Source organism: Streptomyces sp. NPDC002896, assembly GCF_040295225.1.
Classification (GTDB): Bacteria; Actinomycetota; Actinomycetes; order Streptomycetales; family Streptomycetaceae; genus Streptomyces.
Genome location: NZ_JBEOVA010000020.1, coordinates 22,681 through 41,208 on the forward strand (window position 1 = coordinate 22,681; position 18,528 = coordinate 41,208).

Annotated in this window: 13 protein-coding genes; 6 read left to right on the top strand and 7 right to left on the bottom strand. The window is 71.7% G+C overall.

The window, feature by feature from the left end; translation table 11 throughout:
- Positions 1-41 precede the first annotated feature (41 nt).
- Positions 42-839, bottom strand: coding sequence for a Tat pathway signal sequence domain protein (locus tag ABT009_RS30805; protein ID WP_351302170.1), 798 nt, complete (start codon positions 837-839; stop codon positions 42-44).
- A 188-nt stretch (positions 840-1,027) separates the two neighbouring features.
- Here ABT009_RS30805 and glgX point away from each other — a divergent pair, with 188 nt between their 5' ends.
- The 3 genes from glgX to ABT009_RS30820 all read left to right on the top strand — a co-directional run bounded on the left by glgX (position 1,028) and on the right by ABT009_RS30820 (position 7,430).
- Positions 1,028-3,139 carry a glycogen debranching protein GlgX gene (gene glgX, locus ABT009_RS30810; RefSeq protein WP_351302173.1) on the top strand — a complete coding sequence of 704 codons (2,112 nt, stop codon included), beginning with the start codon at positions 1,028-1,030 and terminating at the stop codon, positions 3,137-3,139.
- A gap of 187 nt (positions 3,140-3,326) precedes the next feature.
- Entirely contained in the window at positions 3,327-5,813 is a 2,487-nt protein-coding gene (gene treY, locus ABT009_RS30815; RefSeq protein WP_351302176.1) for a malto-oligosyltrehalose synthase, read from the top strand.
- A 366-nt stretch (positions 5,814-6,179) separates the two neighbouring features.
- Complete coding sequence (locus tag ABT009_RS30820) at positions 6,180-7,430, top strand: M14 family zinc carboxypeptidase (protein WP_351302179.1); 1,251 nt, start codon at positions 6,180-6,182, stop codon at positions 7,428-7,430.
- A gap of 21 nt (positions 7,431-7,451) precedes the next feature.
- On the opposite strand, the gene ABT009_RS30825 is transcribed toward ABT009_RS30820, so the two are convergent.
- Entirely contained in the window at positions 7,452-8,003 is a 552-nt protein-coding gene (locus ABT009_RS30825; protein WP_351302182.1) for an FHA domain-containing protein, read from the bottom strand.
- A gap of 175 nt (positions 8,004-8,178) precedes the next feature.
- Between ABT009_RS30825 and treZ the strand changes: the two genes are divergently transcribed.
- Complete coding sequence (gene treZ, locus ABT009_RS30830; protein WP_351302185.1) at positions 8,179-9,960, top strand: malto-oligosyltrehalose trehalohydrolase; 1,782 nt, start codon at positions 8,179-8,181, stop codon at positions 9,958-9,960.
- Positions 9,961-10,411: 451 nt separating this feature from the next.
- On the opposite strand, the gene ABT009_RS30835 is transcribed toward treZ, so the two are convergent.
- The 4 genes from ABT009_RS30835 to ABT009_RS30850 all read right to left on the bottom strand — a co-directional run bounded on the left by ABT009_RS30835 (position 10,412) and on the right by ABT009_RS30850 (position 14,166).
- Complete coding sequence (locus tag ABT009_RS30835) at positions 10,412-11,338, bottom strand: aminoglycoside phosphotransferase family protein (RefSeq protein WP_351302188.1); 927 nt, start codon at positions 11,336-11,338, stop codon at positions 10,412-10,414.
- Between the two features lie 108 nt (positions 11,339-11,446).
- On the bottom strand, positions 11,447-12,571 hold the full coding sequence (locus ABT009_RS30840) for a M24 family metallopeptidase (protein ID WP_351302191.1): 1,125 nt from the start codon (positions 12,569-12,571) through the stop codon (positions 11,447-11,449).
- A 239-nt stretch (positions 12,572-12,810) separates the two neighbouring features.
- Positions 12,811-13,437 (bottom strand): LysE family translocator, encoded by a 627-nt coding sequence (locus ABT009_RS30845; protein WP_351302194.1) that lies wholly within the window; start codon positions 13,435-13,437, stop codon positions 12,811-12,813.
- 48 nt (positions 13,438-13,485) lie between these two features.
- Positions 13,486-14,166, bottom strand: coding sequence for a PDZ domain-containing protein (locus tag ABT009_RS30850; RefSeq protein ID WP_502989991.1), 681 nt, complete (start codon positions 14,164-14,166; stop codon positions 13,486-13,488).
- Between the two features lie 220 nt (positions 14,167-14,386).
- Here ABT009_RS30850 and ABT009_RS30855 point away from each other — a divergent pair, with 220 nt between their 5' ends.
- Positions 14,387-14,872 (top strand): cation:proton antiporter regulatory subunit, encoded by a 486-nt coding sequence (locus ABT009_RS30855; RefSeq protein WP_351302200.1) that lies wholly within the window; start codon positions 14,387-14,389, stop codon positions 14,870-14,872.
- 4 nt (positions 14,873-14,876) lie between these two features.
- Positions 14,877-16,205: a cation:proton antiporter gene (locus ABT009_RS30860; protein WP_351302203.1), complete on the top strand. Its 1,329-nt coding sequence runs from the start codon at positions 14,877-14,879 to the stop codon at positions 16,203-16,205.
- Between the two features lie 35 nt (positions 16,206-16,240).
- Here the strand turns inward: ABT009_RS30860 and ABT009_RS30865 are convergent, their stop codons facing one another.
- Positions 16,241-18,451, bottom strand: coding sequence for a terpene synthase family protein (locus ABT009_RS30865; protein ID WP_351302206.1), 2,211 nt, complete (start codon positions 18,449-18,451; stop codon positions 16,241-16,243).
- Positions 18,452-18,528 lie beyond the last annotated feature (77 nt).

The following is an 18,528-nucleotide window of genomic DNA, read 5'->3' on the forward strand; positions in this document are numbered from 1 at the left end:
ATCGCGTACGGGAGAAGAAGAGGAAGCGGACGGGCCGCGGATCAGCCGAGGCGGCCGACGGTGCGGGCGCTGAGGTCGACGACCATGGACCGGGTGTCTATCCACGGGCCGTTCTTGACCTTGGCGACGATCCGCAGGCACCGGTGCCGCCCGCAGTCGTCGAGGCCGGACGGCACCTGCCGGGCGGTCTCCTTGCGGAAGACCATGCCGCTCAGCTCCAGCTGGTCCGGGCCGGTCAGCTCCTTGTCCGTGGCGTGCCGGTAGTCGTTCTTGAGGTCCGTGCCGAGCGGGTCGGCGATCAGCAGCTGTGCCGCCTCGCGCAGCTCCTCCTTGCTGGGCGGCGGCTGTACGCCGTGCGCGATGTCCGTCTGTTCGACCTTGCCTGTGGTGAGATTCACAGTCTTGGTGATCACGGCGTCGCTCTTGTAGTCGTAGAGGACGACGTCGGCGCGGCGCTGCTGCGACGTGGCCGCGGTGTCGTCCGGCGCCGGCTCGCTGAGATTGGTGGACAGGCGCTGCGGGCCGCGGTCCCCCTCGACGTCGCGCGCGTCGGACCGCAGGGCCCTGGTCACGGCGATCCGCTCGGCCCGTGTCAGCTCGTCGTCGGTGAGCGGATCGCTGCCGACGCCCTGGTCAGCCTGGGTGGGCGCGGCCTCCACGACGCCCTCGGGCGGTACGGCGTCCTGCTGCGCGGCGCCCGCGGACGCGCGCCTGTCCGCCTGCTCTCCCGCGCCCGCCTCGCCCGGCAGCGTGACGGCGACCATCAGGGCAGTACCCGCCACGGCGATCGCCGCCCCTGCCACCACCTTGCCCAGGTGGCGCCTTGCTAGTTCGCGCACATGTTCCCCCTGTGTCCCTACAGTCTCTGGAGTCCCCTCGGGCGCATACCGGGTGGTCAGTACACATACCGGGTACGCGTGGTCACCCTGTAGGACGGCACGAAGTCCTAGGAGGTTCACTCACTTTCAGGGAGACTCGAGGCCGAGTGGCCCCCCGTACCCGGGCCGGAAATGGAAGAGTCGTATCCATGCAGGTCTGGCCTGGACAGGCGTACCCCCTCGGCGCCACGTACGACGGCGCCGGTACGAACTTCGCGGTCTTCTCCGAGGCCGCGCACCGCATCGAGCTGTGTCTGCTGCACGACGACGGCTCGGAGACAGCCGTGGAGCTGCGCGAGAGCGACGCCTTCGTGCGGCATGCATATCTGCCCGGGATCATGCCGGGGCAGCGCTACGGCTTCCGGGTGCACGGGCCGTACGCGCCGGAGCGCGGGCAGCGCTGCAACTCGGCGAAGCTGCTCCTCGACCCGTACGCACGTGCGATAAGCGGCCGCATCGAATGGGGCGAGGAGGTCTACGGCTACCACTTCGGCGAGCCCCACAAGCGCAACGACCTGGACTCGGCGCCGCACACCATGGCGTCCGTCGTGGTCAATCCGTACTTCGACTGGGGCGACGACCGGCTGCCGCGCACCGACTACCACCGGACGGTGATCTACGAGGCCCATGTGAAGGGCCTGACCATGATGCATCCGGCACTGCCGGACGAGCTGCGCGGCACATACGCGGCCCTGGCGCACCCGGCGATCCTTGAACACCTGACCGAGCTGGGCGTGACGGCCCTCGAGCTGATGCCGGTCCACCAGTTCGTGAACGATCATCGCCTGGTCGAGATGGGCCTCAACAACTACTGGGGCTACAACACCATCGGCTTCTTCGCGCCGCACAACGCCTACGCCTCGTGGGGCGACCGCGGCCAGCAGGTGCTGGAGTTCAAGTCGGCGGTGCGGGCCCTGCACAAGGCCGGCATCGAGGTCATCCTGGATGTCGTCTACAACCACACGGCCGAGGGCAACCACCTGGGCCCGACGCTCTCCTTCCGGGGCCTGGACAACGCGTCGTACTACCGCCTGGCGGACGATCCCCGTTATTACATGGACACGACGGGGACCGGGAACTCGCTGCTGATGCGCTCGCCGCACGTGCTGCAGCTGATCATGGACTCGCTGCGGTACTGGGTCACCGAGATGCACGTGGACGGCTTCCGGTTCGATCTTGCGGCGACGCTGGCGAGGCAGTTCCACGAGGTGGACCGGCTGTCGTCGTTCTTCGACCTCGTGCAGCAGGACCCGGTGGTGTCGCAGGTGAAGCTGATCGCGGAGCCCTGGGACGTCGGCGAGGGTGGCTACCAGGTGGGGAACTTCCCGCCGCTGTGGACCGAGTGGAACGGCAAGTACCGCGACACGGTGCGCGACCTGTGGCGCGGCGAGCCGCGGACACTCGCCGAGTTCGCCTCCCGGCTGACCGGTTCGTCCGATCTGTACCAGGACGACGGGCGCCGCCCGCTCGCCTCGATCAACTTCGTGACCTGCCACGACGGCTTCACGATGCACGATCTCGTGTCGTACAACGAGAAGCACAACCAGGCCAACGGCGAGGACAACCGTGACGGCGAGAGCCACAACCGGTCCTGGAACTGCGGCGCGGAGGGCGAGACCGACGAACCCGAGGTGCTGGAGTTGCGCCTGCGCCAGATGCGCAACTTCATCGCGACGCTGATGCTCTCCCAGGGCGTGCCGATGCTCAGCCACGGCGACGAGTTCGCCCGCACGCAGCGCGGCAACAACAACGCGTACTGCCAGGACAGCGAGCTGTCCTGGGTGCACTGGCCGGAGGACGGCGAGGGAGAGCTGCTGGCCTTCACGCGCGCGATGGTGTGGCTGCGGCGCGACCACCCGGTCTTCCGCCGCCGCCGGTTCTTCCACGGGCGGCCCGTCCAGGGCACCCACGACGAGCTGTCCGACATCGCCTGGTTCACCCCCGAGGGCGAGGAGATGACGCAGCGCGACTGGAGCGCGTCCCAGGCCCGGGCCCTGACGGTGTTCCTCAACGGCAACGCGATCTCCGAGCCCGGCCCGCGCGGCGAGCGCATCGCGGACGACTCGTTCCTGCTGATGGTCAACGCGTCACCCGAGGAGCTGGAGTTCGTGGTGCCCGTCAACCACGGGCGGCAGTGGGAGGTCGTCGTGGACACGGCACGGGCGGACGGGGTGTCGCCGGGGACGGGCGTGAAGGTGCAGGCGGGAGATCGGCTGACGCTGGTGGATCGGAGTCTCGTGGTTCTGCAGCGGCCTGCGTAGGCGGCGCGGCCGCTGCCTGTGAAGGCGCGGCGCGCGGCCTACGTCGTGGGTTGTGCCCACCCTCCCCCAGCTACCGCCGGGAGGTGCCCCCAGCCCTGCGGAACGCCTGCCCACAACGGGAGCGCACTCGGGCGCACCTCCCCCGGGGCATGACACGAATGCCCGCCAGCCGGGTACGTACGTTCCCATGACGCCTCAGCCGATCCCAGCGCCGCCCACCGCCACGTACCGGCTCCAGCTCCAGCCCGCGTTCCCGTTCGCCGCGGCCGAGGCGGCCGTGCCGTATCTCGCCGCGCTCGGCGTCTCGCACCTGCACCTGTCGCCGGTCCTTGAGTCCGTCCCCGGCTCGCTGCACGGGTACGACGTCGTGGACCACGCGCGCGTGCGCGACGAGCTTGGCGGCGAGGAGGGGCTGCGGGCGCTGGCGCGTACCGCGCGGGAGCACGGGCTCGGGCTGATCGCGGACATCGTGCCGAACCACATGGCCGCGGTACCGCGGTTCAATCGGGCCCTGTGGGAGGTGCTGCGCGACGGCCCGCAGTCCCCGTACGCGCGCTGGTTCGACATCGACTGGGAGGCGGGGGGCGGCCAGGTGCTGATGCCGGTCCTGGGTCACCGGGTCGGCGAGGAGTGGGACCGGCTCAAGGCCGACGGCGACGTGCTGCGCTACCACGAGCACACGTTTCCGTTGCGCGAGGGCACCGCGAAACTGCCGCTGCCGCAGCTCCTCGACGCGCAGTGGTACCGGCTCGGCTGGTGGCGGCTGGCCCGCACCGAGCTCAACTACCGGCGGTTCTTCACCATTTCGGATCTCATCGGTGTACGCGTCGAGGACCCCGAGGTGTTCGCCGCCACGCACGGCAAGATCCTGCAACTGCTGAGCGAGGGCGTGCTCGAGGGTCTGCGCATCGACCATCCGGACGGGCTCTCCGACCCCGGCGCGTACCTCCAGAGGCTGCACGAGGCGACCGGTGGGCGCTGGACGGTCGTGGAGAAGATCCTCACGGACGGCGAGCAGCTGCCCGCCGCCTGGCCTGTGGCCGGCACCACCGGCTATGACGCGCTGCGCCACATCGACGGCCTGTTCACGGACCCGGCGGGCGCGGGCGAACTCCTCGGCCAGTACCGGCGCTTCGCCGCCCCGCCCGCCGACCGCGGCGGCGACTGGGCGGCCACGGTGCGGCGCGCCGCGTACAAGGTGGTCACCCGTGAGCTGGCCGCCGAGGTCGACCGCCTCACGCGCGTGGGGACCCTCATCTGCACCGCCGACCCCGCCCTGCGCGACCACGCGCCCTGGGCCCTGCGCACCGCGATCCGCGAACTACTCGTCCGCCTGCGCGTCTACCGGCCGTACGTCAACGGGGGCAGCGAGTTCGTCCTGACCGAGGAGGCCGCCGAGGACGCGAAGGCGGTCTTCGCGGTGCGCGAGGAGGCGGGGGCCGTCGACGTCGTCCGGAACCTGGTGATCGGCCGGCTCGGACACGGCCTTGACCAGGTCGCGTTCGCCACGCGGTTCGGCCAGATCGCGTCGGCGCTGCACGCCAAGTCGGTCGAGGACACGGCGTTCTACCGCTATGTGCCGCTGATGTCGGCGACCGAGGTGGGCGGGAGTCCCGGCAGTCCGGCCGTGTCGCCGGAGGTCTTCCACGCGTACTGCGCGCGCGTGCAGCGCGACTGGCCGCTCACCGGGACGGTGCTGTCCACACACGACACGAAGCGCAGCGCCGACGTACGGGCCGGCATCGCCGTGCTCACCGAGTGCCCGGACCGGTGGGCGGGCCTGCTGGCCGAAGTGACCGAGCAGACCGCGCGCGGGGACGCGCCGGCCACGCCCGACCTGCAGGTGGCCTGGGCGGCCTGGCAGACGGCGGTCGGCTTCGGGCGGGGCTTCCCGGAGGACCCGTCCGGTGGGCACGGCGACCGGCTGCGGCAGGCGATGCTCAAGCACGTGCGCGAGGCGGGGCTGCACACCAGCTGGACCGAGCAGGACCCGGCGTACGAGGAGGCGGTGGCGCGGTTCGTCGAGGCCGGGCCGTCCGGGCCGCCGCTGCACGCGGTCGAGGAGTTCGCGGGCGCGCTGCGTCCCCATCTGCGCGCCAACGTCCTCGGGGCGGCGCTGCTCCAGCTGACGATGCCCGGCGTGCCCGACGTGTACCAGGGCACCGAGAGCGAATACCGAGCGCTGGTGGATCCGGACAACCGGCGGCCGCCGCTGTTCCGGCCTGAGCTGCTGCGGCGCCTGGACGCGCGAAACGGCGGCGCGGAGTCCCCCAGTGTGCCCGACGTCTCGGAGGCTCCCGACGTCTCCGGGCCTCCGGATCTCTCCGCTGAGAAGCTGGCGCTCACCGCGGCCGCACTGCGGCTGCGCAGGCGTCGCCCCGAGCTCTTCGGCGACGCGGCGACGTACGAGCCGCTGGACGCACAGGGGCCCGGTGCCGCGCACTGCGTCGCGTTCGTACGGTCCGGTGAGGTGATCTGTGCCGTGACGCGGCTGTCGCTGCGGCTGGCCGATGCCGGCGGCTGGCGGGACACGCGGCTTCCGCTGCCGGAGGGGCAGTGGTCCGATCTGCTCTCCCCGGGGCGTAGCTTCGCGGGCCACGCGCGCGTGGCGGAGCTTTTCACGGACCTGCCGGTGTCTCTGCTGGTGCGGGCCGAGACCGGAACCGGACTGTAGTTGCGCGGACGGTTCCGGTTGTGGCGCCTTATTGACAGGCGCTTCACAGCGTGGGGTACTGCGGATGCGCACAACGGGGGCGCGACGACCGGCGGAGGGGGGCCTGTGTTCCCTCCGCCCGGCGGTTGTTCGGCTAGGCCAGCGGGAGGAGCCGGGGTGCGTGAGCGGCAGACGCCCTCGTAGGGCCCGATCAGCCGGGATGCCGGTTCCGGACCGGTCGCACAGGCGGCCGGGCGCAGAAAGGCGGCGGCAGTCCGCCCCATCCGCCCCTGCGGTACCGAACCGGCCACCAGCGTGTCCACCACCGCTCCGGACGCGCGCCGAGCGCACGTCCTTACGCCCGTGGCTGCTCGGCGAGGAGGAGCGGTGACCCACCCGATAGACCAGCGCTATCCCAGCGTGAAGGAACTCACCTGGGCTGCCGGGGAGTTGTCCGCTCACCGGCCTGATCTGTGTGTGCTGCGGCAGATCGGCACCTCACGCGCGGGAAGACCGCTGCACCTGCTGTCCGTCGGCCGGTCGTCGCGCGCGGTCCTTGTCGTCGCGGGCGCCCACGCCAACGAGCCGACGGGCGGTTCGACGCTGCTGTACCTCGCCGAACAGGCCCTGCACGACCCGGCGTTGCGCAGCGGTGTCTCCTGGCACTTCCTGCTGTGCGCCGATCCGGACGGTGCGAGCCTCCACCGCACTCCGGCGCCCCGCTCGCTGCTGGACTACCACCGCAACTTCTTCCGTCCCGCGGGCCCCGAACAGCCTGAGTGGTCGCCGTCCGTGCTGCCTCCCCACCGGCTGCCGCCCGAGACGCTGGCCCTCACCGGGGTCATCGACGAGCTGCGGCCCTACCTGCAGGTATCGCTGCACGGGACGGACCTGGGCGGCACCTGGGTGCAGCTGACGAAGGACATCCCCGGGCTCGCCGAGCCGTTCGCCAAGTCGGCAGCGGAGTTGCACATTCCGGTCGAGACGGGGGCGTCCGACGCCGCCGGCTGGCCGGCCTCAGGACCCGGCGTCCATGTGATGCCGGCCGCGGACTCGGACGCGGTGTTCCCGAGCCTGCCCGACGACGCGCGGCAGAGCACCTGGCACCACGCCCACCGGTACGGCGGGCTGACGGCGATCGTCGAGGTGCCGATGTGGGCGAGCGACCTGGTCGGCGACCCGGCGCCGCATCCCGCACCGGCCGAGGCCATGCTGCAGCTGTCCCGGCGGCTGCGCAGGGACACGATCCTGGTGGAGGAGATCCTCGAGGACGCACTGCCGCGCCTGGCCGGGGCTGACGGCCCCCTGCTGCGCGCCGCCGGCTGGGCGCTCGGGCTGGTTCCCGGGCTCGCCGACGACTGGGTCCAGCCGCCGCCCGCGGACGCCACGAGGGCGTACATCAGCAGCATCGACGCGTTCGGCCGCCGGCTGCCGCTGCGCGCCGCCTCCATGCTGCTCCGGGTTCTGCGAGAGAGCGGCGACCGCGCGGCGCCGCGGCTCGACGAGCTCGTGACGCACTGGTGTGCCGCCTTTGCGGAGCGGTTCGGGGCCCGCTGGGTGCCGATGGACCACCAGGTCGAGCACCAGGCCCGTACGGTGGTCGAGGCGACGCGGCAGGCGCTCGCGGTCACATGTTGACCGCACAGGGTCCTCTGCGGCTCAGCCGCCCGACAGACGGAACGACATCTGACCGAAGCTCACTTGGTCGCCGTCCTGGACGACGACCGCGCCGATCACGCGCCGCCCGTTCACCGACGTGCCGTTGGTCGAGCCCAGGTCGCGCAGCACCCACGTGCCGCCCTGGCGGCTGAGTTCGGCGTGCACCCGGGACACCGTCTCGTGGCTGAGCCGCAGCCCGTTCGCCGGGTCCCGGCCGATGCGCAGCGGGTAGGGGCTGCTCGGCGCGGGCAGCAGCAGCTTCGGCAGCCGCTCGGCCTGCCAGGCCCTGCGCAGCCGCACCGTGAACCCGGAGACCGCGCCGACCGCGCCGAACACCCAGCGCGACCAGCGGCCTTCGGTGTGCAGATCGGCGGTGAGCACCGCGAGTTCGTCGGGCCTGCGGGCGGCCAGTACGAGTTCCATGCGCCGTACGAACGTGTCGTGCGACAGCCGGCCCAGGGCCACGCCGTTCCTGAGCACCTTCAGTGCCCTGTCGCGTTCGGCGTCGGAGAGCCGAGCGGGATACGTGTGGAACTCGAAAGACGACGTCACGCTGGTGATTGTCGAGCAGTACCGGACGGGGTGTCCAGGAAACGCCGGACTTCCCGGGCCTGAGGCCCCGCCCTGACCAGGCTCGACGACCGGCATGTCCGGCGAAAGAGGACTCCGCGCGGCGTACGGCGATTTCGGAAGCGCATCGATCCCCTGTACAGCACCATGGACACCGATGCCACAGCCGGGAGACGAGGGGATACCGTCCGTGCAGCAGTTCGAGGTGTGGGCACCGCAGGCCGACCGGGTGACGCTCCATCTGGAGGGCGCCACGCACACGATGGAACGCGATCCGGACCGCGCAGGGTGGTGGACGAGCGACGCGGAGGCGGAGGACGGCGCGCGCTACGGCTACTCGCTCGACCACGGCCCCGTGCTGCCCGACCCACGCTCACAGCGCCAGCCGGACGGCCCCGACGGGCTCAGCGCCGTCGTGGACCACAGCCGGTACGCATGGCGCACGGAGTGGACCGGGCGCGGGCTGCCGGACGCGGTGCTGTACGAGCTGCATGTGGGGACGTACACGCGCGAGGGCACGCTCGACGCGGCGGCCGACCGCCTCGGCCATCTGGTGGAACTGGGCATCACGCATGTGGAGCTGATGCCGCTGTGCCCGTTCCCGGGGCGGCACGGCTGGGGGTACGAGGGGGTCTCACTGTGGGCCGTGCACGAGCCCTACGGAGGCCCGGAGGCGCTGAAGCGCTTTGTCGACAGAGCGCATGAACACGGTCTGGGTGTCGTCCTCGACGTCGTGCACAACCACCTCGGCCCGTCGGGCAACCATCTCCCGCAGTTCGGCCCGTACTTCACGGACGCGTACCACACCCCGTGGGGCGTCGCCGTCAACCTCGACGGCTCCGGTTCGGACGACGTGCGCGCGTATCTCGTCGGCAGCGCGCTGGCCTGGCTGCGCGACTACCGCATCGACGGCCTGCGGCTCGACGCGGTGCACGAGCTGCACGACAGGCGCGCGATCCACTTCCTCGAGGAGCTGTCCACAGCGGTCGACGGGCTCGCCGACGAGCTCGGCCGGCCGCTGTTCCTGATCGCCGAGTCGGACCTCTGCGACCCGCGCCTGATCACCCAGCGCTCGGAGGGCGGCCTGGGACTGCACGCGCAGTGGAACGACGACTTCCACCACGCGCTGCACACCGCGCTCACCGGCGAATCGCAGGGCTACTACGCCGACTTCGCCCGGCAGCCGCTCGCCGCGCTCGCCAAGACGCTGACGGGCGGGTTCTTCCACGACGGTACGTACTCGAGCTTCCGCGGCCGCCACCACGGCCGCCCGCTCGATCTATCACGCATCTCCGCGCATCGCCTCCTCGGCTACTCCCAGACCCACGACCAGGTCGGCAACCGCGCCCAGGGCGACCGGCTCGCCGCCTCCCTCTCCCCCGGCCTGCTCGCCTGCGCGGCGGTCCTCACCCTGACCGGGCCGTTCACGCCGATGCTCTTCATGGGCGAGGAGTGGGCCGCGAGCACGCCCTGGCAGTTCTTCACCGACCACACCGACCCGGCCTTGGCGGAGGCGGTACGGCGCGGCCGGCGGCGGGAGTTCGCGGCCCACGGCTGGGCGGAGGAGGACATCCCGGATCCCCAGGACCCGGCGACCCGGGACCGCTCGTGCCTCGACTGGTCGGAGCGGGAGCGCGACCCCCACGCGCGCGTGCTGGCCTGGTACCGGGAGCTGATCGCCCTGCGGCACAGGCTGCCGGACCTCTCCGACCCGGACCTGGCGGCGGTGCGGGTCTCGTACGACGAGCAGGCGCGCTGGTTCGCCTTCCGGCGAGGCGACGTCCGGGTCGCCGTGAACCTCTCCAAGGAACCCGCCTCGGTCCCGCTGAGCGCGGGCCACGCACGCGTACTGGCCGCGTGGGAGCCGGTCGGAGCGCCGGACTCGGAGGGGACGCTGGTCGTGCCGGGCGAGTCGTGCGCGGTCCTGGTGCAGGGGTGACCTCGGCGCCCGGCCCGGCCTCGCCGGCAGCCGCTTCCGGGACCGTGTGCCACGGGACTGAGACGCCGGCGGCGGCCGCGCCCCGGGAGGAGCCGTCTCCCGCCCGGGTCCCGGGCCCGGGCCTATCCGGTCCCGGCCCGGTACCTCCGGGCCCCGCCCGCCCGTGCCTTCGACGAGTACGCGCAGCACCTGATGGCCTCTCAGGCCGCTGGGCGGCCGCGGCGCGGGCCGCTCCAGCCGGGTCCCGCGGCGGGCTCTGCGAGGCTGCGATTCGTTCCCTGCTGCGCACAGCGGTCCCCGGGCCCAACGCGGGGTGGCGCCCCCAGCGTTGGGCCCGGGTCGGAGACCTTCTCCCGGTCGGGGACCTCGATCCGATGCGGGCCGCTGACCCGCGTCCTGCTCCCTGACCCGCGTGCGGAGCCCTTACCCGCGCGGGGGCCGCTGTCCCTGGTCAGGGACCCTGGTCCGGTACCTCCGTGAGGCGTTCGAGGAGGATCGCCTCCCAGGCGCGCCGCTGCTGTGCGCGCAGCGGCGGCAGCGGGCCCTCGTCCGGGCCGTGGAGTCGGCCGGCGAGGCGGATGACGGTGTCGCAGCGGGCCAGCCACAGACCGCGCAGGCACAGCCGGCCCTCGTATCCCGCAAGGGTCGCGGCCCGGACCGCGGCGGGGGCGCCCACGGCGACGGCGAGGCCCGCGATGTCCTCGGCCGGGTCGCCGATCACCGCGTCGGCCCAGTCGAGGACACCGCACACCCGTCCGTCCGCGGTCACCTTGACGTGCTCGCCCGTGAGGCCGTGGTGGACGACGACACCGGTGCCGGGCAGCGGGGCGAGCTGCTGCATGGCCCGCGGGGTCAGCCGGTCGAGCCGCCCGGGGTCGAACTCGCCGTCCTCCGCGAGCCGCCCCGCGCCCCGTACTGCCTGCGCCCGCAGTTTCTCCAGCGACCGCGGCGCGGTCACCCGCACGCCGAGTGCCGCGGCCGCGCGCACGGGGACCGAGCGGAGCCCGGACAGAAGCGCCGCCAGGTCCGCCTCGCCCGCGGGGGAGACGGCACGGCCCTCCGCGGAGGCACCCGGCAACCGGGTGTCCAGCGTGAAGGCGAGCCCGTCCGCCCACTCACCGGCCGCGTAGCTGACCGGTACCGGAACGCCGACGTGGGGGCGTACGAGACCGCGGAGCCGGACCTCGCGCCGCTGGCGGGCGGAGGCGGCCGGGTCGGAGGCGAGCCGCAGCACATGGCGCCTGCCGATCCACCAGGAGAGAGGCTCGCCGCCCTCCTCGGCCGGGCGCACGTCGAGGCCGTCGCCGACTCCGGCCGCTTCGCCGAGGGCGGTGCGGACGAGTCGCCGTACGGTGTCTGCTGTCGGTGGCCGGTGCATCCTCGCGTCGCTCCCAGTCCACGATCTCCACGATCGCCGGTTACCCGACTTCCACGATGTCCGACCGGCACGCATCGCGCACGGGTGCCCCTCCCCCGCAGTCGGTCCTCAGTGCACGATCGCCATCTTCCGTGCCGTGTTGTTGAGCCGGCGCCCGCCGTCCTCCGTGACGGTCACGATGTCCTCGATACGCACGCCGAAGCGGCCCGGCAGATAGACGCCGGGCTCCACGGAGAAGCACATTCCCGGCACCAGCGTCTGCTGTTCGCCCTCGATCATGTAGGGCGGTTCATGGGTGGTGACGCCGATGCCGTGGCCTGTGCGGTGGATGAAGAACTCGCCGTACCCGGCCTCGGTGATGTAAGCGCGGGCGACCCGGTCGACGTCCTGGCAGGCGATACCCGGCCGTACGGCCTTGACGGCCTCCTCCTGGGCGGCGCGGACCACGTCGTGGACGCGCTGTTCCTCGGCGCTCGGCTCTCCGACGTGCACGGTCCGGGACGTGTCCGATCCGTAGCCGTGCATCAGGCCGCCGAAGTCCAGGACGATCATGTCGCCGTGCTCGATGACCCGGTCGCCCGCCTCGTGGTGCGGATTGGCGCCATTGGGTCCCGAGCCGACGACGGTGAAGTCGACCTGCTCGTGCCCGCACTGCCGCAGCAGATGCGCGAGATCCGCAGCGACGTCCGCCTCCCGGCGACCCTCGAACTGGACTCTCTTGATCTCCTCGTACGTCATGTCGGCGGCCGCCCCGGCGGCCGTGAGACGTTCGAGTTCCGCGGCGTCCTTCACGGCTCGCAGCATCGGCAGGGCGTCCGTGAGCGAGACGTACGAGGTGCCCGGCAACTCCTTCTGGAGCCCGAGCAGATGCAGCGCCCAGGTGTTGTCGCTGATGCCGAACCGGCCGGAGGCGTCCAGGAAGGGTGCGGTCGCCGCGTAGGGGTCCTTGCCGTCGGTCCAGTCGTGCAGGGTCAGCGCGGGCGCGCCCGCCGCCTCGGCCGCGTCCGGCGCCTCGAGCGTCGGCACGACGAGAACGGGGTCCTGCCCGGCGGTGAGCACCAGCAGGGTGAGCCGCTCGGTCGTCGCGGGCGGCCGGTAGCCGGTGAGCCACACGAGATCGGGGCCGGGCGCGACGAGGACGCCGGCAAGGCCCGCATCAGCCGCAGCCTGTGCGGCACGGTCCATACGGGACTTGTAGTCGTCGGCGGTGAAGGGCGCGGGCGTGCCGGACATCAGGACCTCCAGGCCTCCATGGCTCACGCGTCCACGGACCTACGGGTTCGAGGGTTCGCGGGTCTACAGCTCTAACGGTCTACGGGTCTACGGGTCTACGGGTCTACGGGTCTACGGGTCTACGGGTCTACGGGTCTACGGGCAGCATCCTGCCCGTCCGTCCGGGTCCGCGCGAGCGGGCATGCACGGCTTCCGGGCCGGCCGGGAGCGGCCGGTCGAGCCGACCGGTTCATGCGGCGTCAGCTCTCGAGCCCGAGCCGGATCCCGAGGAGCACGAGCACTCCACCCGAGACCTGCTCCAGCCGGCGCCGCACTCCCGTACGCGAGAGGACCTGCTTCATCCGGCCCACGAACCACACGTACGCCCCGTACCAGCCGACTTCGTAGACCGCCCACAGCGCCGCGAGGCCGACCATCGTGGGCAGATGAGGGGCGCCCACCGGTACGAACTGCGGCAGGAAGGACATCGCGAAGATCGCGGCTTTGGGGTTGGCGAGGTTGAGTAGCAGCCCGTCCCGGTAGGAGGCCCAGCCGGACTTCTGTGTGCCGTGCCATCCGTCGTCCGCGGCCCCGGCTGCCTTGTGGCGGCGTGCGTTCCGCAGCGTCTGGACGCCGAAGACGACGAGGACGACGGCGCCGACGATCCGCATGACGTCGTACGCGATCTGGGACGCGGCCAGCAGTGCGCTCAGCCCGAACGCCGCGACGACACCCCAGATGAACACGCCCGTCTCGTTGCCGAGCACGGTGAGGAATCCCGACCGCCTGCTCTGCAGCGACTGCTTGATGATCAGCACGGTGCTGGGGCCCGGCGATGCGGCGATCAGTGTGCAGGCGCCGAGAAAGGCGAGGAGGGTGCTCAGCATGGGCCCATCCTGGTGCCCTCCGCCCCTGCCGGACCAGTGGTTTTCCTCTCAGGTGACGACGCCCGGTGTCGCCGACAGCTCCTGCCGGTCGCCGTCGGCGCGCCGGACGGTGAGGGTGACGGCCTTGCCGGGGCGTGCGGCGGCGACGGCCGACGCAAGGTCGGCGGCCGAGGAGATACGGGTCCCGCCGAACGCGGTCAGTACGTCCCCGCGTACGAGCCCCGCCGCCTGGCCCGGGCCGGGAACGTGTACGCCTACGACCATCGCGCCGCCGCCTTTGGGAGCATCGACGGCCTCGACTCCGAGGGTCGCGCGGGCGCCTCCGGCGGGAAGGGACGCGGCGGCGGTCTCGCCCTCCGGAGGAGCGGACGCGGAACTTCCACCACCGGTGGACGGCTCGGCACCGTCCGGCTGCACGGGCACGGGCGGCTTCTGCTGCGCGCGCTTCTGCTGCCCTGGCTGCCCCGGTGCCGCCTGAGGCCTCGGCTGCTTCTGCAGCTCCGCCACCTTGGTCATGCCGATGACGGCGGCGCTCACGGTGCCGAGGCCCACCCCGGAGAGCACCAGAACGGTCCCGAAGAACAGGCCGAACAACAGGCTCACCAGGCGCCGCCCGCGCCTCCGGGCGGCATGCGGACGAGGGCCCCCACCGGTCTTCCGGTCCCCACCGGCCTTCCGGCCTTCACCGGGCCTCGACGCCGTCTGTTCCTTCAAAGCTGTCTGTTCCATGGCTCGCCTCCGGCGGGTGCTCTACCCGGCGGCCTCCCACGCCAAGATCCACGAACGGGTGACAGGCACAAAGCCGCAGATGACGGCGGTCACCGGACCCCGCCGACACATGGCGCACCACGATCGAGTAAAAAAGATGCCAAATACAAAGACTTGGTAAAGCGCCCTGCAGCGGATCACGCCGCACCACACAGGGACGCACCAGACAGGGGAGACCACCGTGCCCGCACCGCGCCTGCGCCAGACACCGCTGCCCGGCATCGGCGTCCGCTACGACCTCACCACCCGAGAACAGGACCGCTTGTCGGTGATCGCTCACCGTGACGGCGGTCGCACGCTCAGCGCGTATCGGTCGGACGACCCCGACGCCTGTGCCCTCTCACTCCGGCTGACCGCCGGAGAATCGGCTTACCTGATCGACGCGCTGACGCCGGCACACCACAGTCCCAACCTCCTCCACACCACCGATCTGGGGCTGGTCGCCGAACGCATCGAGCTGTCCCCCACCTCGTACTGGAACGGGCGGCTCCTGGGCGACACCCGAATGCGTACCGAGACGGGCGCCTCGATCGTGGCGGTGCTGCGGCGCGCGGAGGCCATCCCCTCGCCCGCCCCGGACTTCCGGCTGGCCGGTGGGGACACGCTGATCGTCATCGGCACCCGCGAGGGTGTCGAGGCGGCCGCGGACATCCTGGGACGGGAGTGATTGCGTGCACTCCGCTGTCTTCCTCATCGAGTTCGGCGCGATCATCCTCGGCCTTGGGCTGCTCGGACGGTTCGCCGCCCGTTTCCGGTTCTCGCCGATTCCGCTCTATCTGCTGGCCGGACTGGCGTTCGGGGAGGGCGGGCTGCTGCCCCTCGGCGCGAGCGAGGAGTTCGTCGCCATCGGCGCCGAGATCGGCGTCATCCTGCTGCTGCTGATGCTGGGCCTGGAGTACACGGCAAGCGATCTGGTCAGCAATCTCAAGACGCAGTACCCGGCCGGCCTCGTCGACTGCGCCCTCAACGCGCTGCCAGGTGCCGCCGTGGCCCTGCTGCTCGGCTGGGGCCCGGTGGCCGCCGTCGTCCTGGCCGGCGTCACCTGGATCTCGTCGTCGGGTGTCATCGCCAAGGTCCTCGGCGACCTCGGCCGGCTGGGCAACCGCGAGACGCCCGTCATCCTGAGCATCCTGGTCCTCGAAGACCTGGCCATGGCCGTGTATCTGCCGATCATCACCGCGCTGCTGGCCGGCGCGGGCTGGGCCGCCGGCGGCGCCACGCTCGCCATCGCGCTGGGCGTGGCCGGGCTCGTACTGATGATCGCCGTGCGCTACGGCAGGCACATCTCGCGGTTCGTCTCCAGCGACGACCCCGAGAAGCTGCTGCTGGTCGTGCTGGGACTGACGCTGCTGGTCGCGGGCATCGCGCAGCAGCTCCAGGTCTCCGCGGCGGTGGGCGCGTTCCTCGTGGGCATCGCGCTGTCCGGGGAGGTCGCCGACGGCGCACACACGCTGCTCAGTCCGCTGCGGGACCTGTTCGCCGCGGTGTTCTTCGTCTTCTTCGGGCTGCACACCGATCCCGCCAGCATCCCGCCGGTCCTGCTGCCCGCGCTCGCGCTGGCCGTCGTCACAGCACTGACGAAGATCGCCACCGGATACTGGGCGGCCCGGCGGGCCGGGATCTCTGCCAAGGGCCGCTGGCGGGCGGGCGGTGCGCTGGTCGCGCGCGGCGAGTTCTCCATCGTCATCGCGGGTCTGGCCGTCAGCGCCGGAATCGAGCCCTCGCTCGGCCCGCTGGCCACGGCGTACGTGCTGATCCTCGTCGTACTGGGTCCGCTCACCGCACGGTTCACGGAGCCGGTGGCCATGGCGCTGGGGGCCCGGCGCCGCAAGGCCGACGGGCGGGGGCGGGCCGACCGGTCGACGGACACACCTGCCCCCGCGTCAGCGCCGGAATCGGCATCGGTTGCGGCCCCGGCGTCGGCTCAGACGCCGGCGCCGGACGACTCACTCACGTCCGAGGAAAGCGACAGCGACGAGGCGGCCGTTCGTCGTCCGTGACGTGCTGTGACGGGACCGCCCCGCAGATGGTCCCGTCACAGCACTGCCGAGGCCGGCGTCCCGGCTCCCCGACCGGTCCAGGTGAAGGGGAGCCGGGGCGGCCGAGGCACGGGCACGGCCGGGCGCCCGGCCGCGGTCCCATGGGCCAGATACTCCTCCCGGTAGCGGCGGCACTCCTGATGCCAGGTCAGGATGCCGGCCATCCAGTTCTCGAGCTCCTTCACGAACCCGCCGAGGACGGTCCGCTCGCTCTCCCCCAGCTCGAAGTCGTCGTACAGCACGGGGAGTTCATGTGCTGCGACGTGCTGGAACTGGCGCAGGCGGCCGTTCATCAGGTCGTGGACGATGGCCACGGCGGTCGGATAGTCGCAGCCGAAGAAGTTCTGCACGACCAGGACGCCGTTGTGGACGTCGCCCTCGAACTCGATCTCCTTCTGGTACGAGAAGAGGTCGTTGAGCAGCGTGGCGTAGTCCACTGCGGCGTTCACCAGGGAGCAGAAGGGGCCGCTGCCGTAGATCTCGGGCGGGACCTGTTTGCCGTGGGAGATCCGCGCGAGGCTCATCGTCATGTCGGCGCCGAAGGTGGCCCTGCGCATCTCGATGTAGTCGACCGGGTCGGGGATGCGGTGCTGCACCTGGTTGGTGAGCTCCCAGTGGAAGCCGTCGAGCATGGCCTCGACCGACTCGCGGAACAGGGCGCGCGCGTCCGGGGCCATCGGTTCCGCCGTCCGCGTCCACAGTTCGGCGAGGCCCCGCTCGATGGCGTTCGCCGGTGCGCCGCCGTTCGTCATGTCGAGCGGCATCAGGGTCTTCAGCCGCTCGGTGCACACCCGCGCCCCGACGACATCGCGCGCGCCACCGTACACGCCCGTGTAGAGGTCGTCGGCGTACGTGCCCCAGGCCAGCCAGGAGGAGCCGATGTCGAGGTCGTCGGGCGTGGCGTCCGGATGGAGCCCGGCGGCGCACAGCGCGAAGTCGAAGCGGCGCAGGGCCTGTTCGTCCCAGAGCCCCTCGCCCAGCATGCCCATGCCGCGCGCCCAGCCCACGAGGCGCTCGCGGGCGCCCGGCAGGTGGGGGCTGAGGGTGGTGCGGTACGGCAGCTCGAGGTCGGGGACCAGCGAGGGCCCGACCCGCTGGTACGGCACATGCGTGTAGCTGCGCACCCGGTTGGCGCCCGATGCGGTCATGAGCGCACCGAGGCCGGCGGCCGACGTCCCCAGCCCCACGGGCCCGCCGAGCAGCGGACGCCCGCTCAGGGCGCCCTCGTTCATATAGCGGCTGGAGCGCAGGTGCCACTCATGTCCGCCGGACTGCCAGTCCTGCAGGCCCTTCACATACGCGGCCACGGCCGCGCACTCCTCGGGTGTGAGCCCCTTCTCCGCACACAGCGCGGGAAGCTCCGTCAGCGCCGTCGTCTCGAACTGCTGCAGCCGTGACGTGATCAGGTCGTTGACGGCGTCCGCGGCCTCCTGGGTCGAGCAGCCGAGGAAGGTCTCCAGGACCAGTACGCCGTTGCTGAGCTCGCCCTCCTCCTCGATCTCACGCTGATAGGAGAAGAGGTCGTTGCGCAGGTGCACACCGTCCGAGAAGGCGTCGCACAGCACGCGCAGCGGCCGGGTGCCGGCGACGGATGCGGGGATCTCGGCCGTCGCGTACTCCACGAGTCCCGACGACCATGGCGCGCCGCCCACCTTGCGGCGCATCTCGATGTACTCGACGGGGTTGGCGACGCGCCCCTCGTTGATGTTGGACAGCTCCCACAGCGACTCGTTCAGCAGGTTCTCGGTCGACTCGGCGAACCGTCTGCGCCACTCCGGGGACATCGCGGGCACCGTGCGCGCCCAGAGATCGGCGAGTCCCGCCTCTACGGGGTTCTGCGGCTCCGGCACGGGCTCCGACAGGTCCATGGGCATGAACAGCGGCAGCCTGTCCAGGTAGGCCTTGCCGCCCTCGCGGTCCTGGCTGCGTTTGAACGTCTCCAGGAAGTGGTCGTCGAAGAAGAACACCCATACGTACCAGTCGGTGATCAGCGACAGCGGCGGGCCGTCGCAGTCCGGGTGGGTGTAGGCGCACAGCAGCGCGTAGTCGTGCGCGTCGAGGTCGCGCTCCTCCCAGATGCCGGAACCCTCCAGCATGGACATCTCGCGTGCCCACTGCCTGGAGTGCGCACGCGCCTCCTCGACATGGGGGTTCAGCCGCGCGGGATACGGCATGTAGAACTGCGGCAGATCGAACGGCTGGCTCATGGCCGGGCATTACCCGCGCCCTCCGACGCACATCCGCGGAGCCGGAGATGATCGCACCATCGCGTGAACAGACGAGT

Bases quoted from the DNA above. Each gene is read 5' to 3' on its own strand.
- treY (WP_351302176.1), top strand. From the start codon at position 3,327: ATGACGCCTCAGCCGATCCCAGCGCCGCCCACCGCCACGTACCGGCTC.
- ABT009_RS30845 (WP_351302194.1), bottom strand. From the start codon at position 13,437: ATGCTGAGCACCCTCCTCGCCTTTCTCGGCGCCTGCACACTGATCGCC.
- ABT009_RS30850 (WP_502989991.1), bottom strand. From the start codon at position 14,166: ATGGAACAGACAGCTTTGAAGGAACAGACGGCGTCGAGGCCCGGTGAA.
- ABT009_RS30835 (WP_351302188.1), bottom strand. From the start codon at position 11,338: ATGCACCGGCCACCGACAGCAGACACCGTACGGCGACTCGTCCGCACC.
- glgX (WP_351302173.1), top strand. From the start codon at position 1,028: ATGCAGGTCTGGCCTGGACAGGCGTACCCCCTCGGCGCCACGTACGAC.
- ABT009_RS30840 (WP_351302191.1), bottom strand. From the start codon at position 12,571: ATGTCCGGCACGCCCGCGCCCTTCACCGCCGACGACTACAAGTCCCGT.
- treZ (WP_351302185.1), top strand. From the start codon at position 8,179: ATGCCACAGCCGGGAGACGAGGGGATACCGTCCGTGCAGCAGTTCGAG.
- ABT009_RS30865 (WP_351302206.1), bottom strand. From the start codon at position 18,451: ATGAGCCAGCCGTTCGATCTGCCGCAGTTCTACATGCCGTATCCCGCG.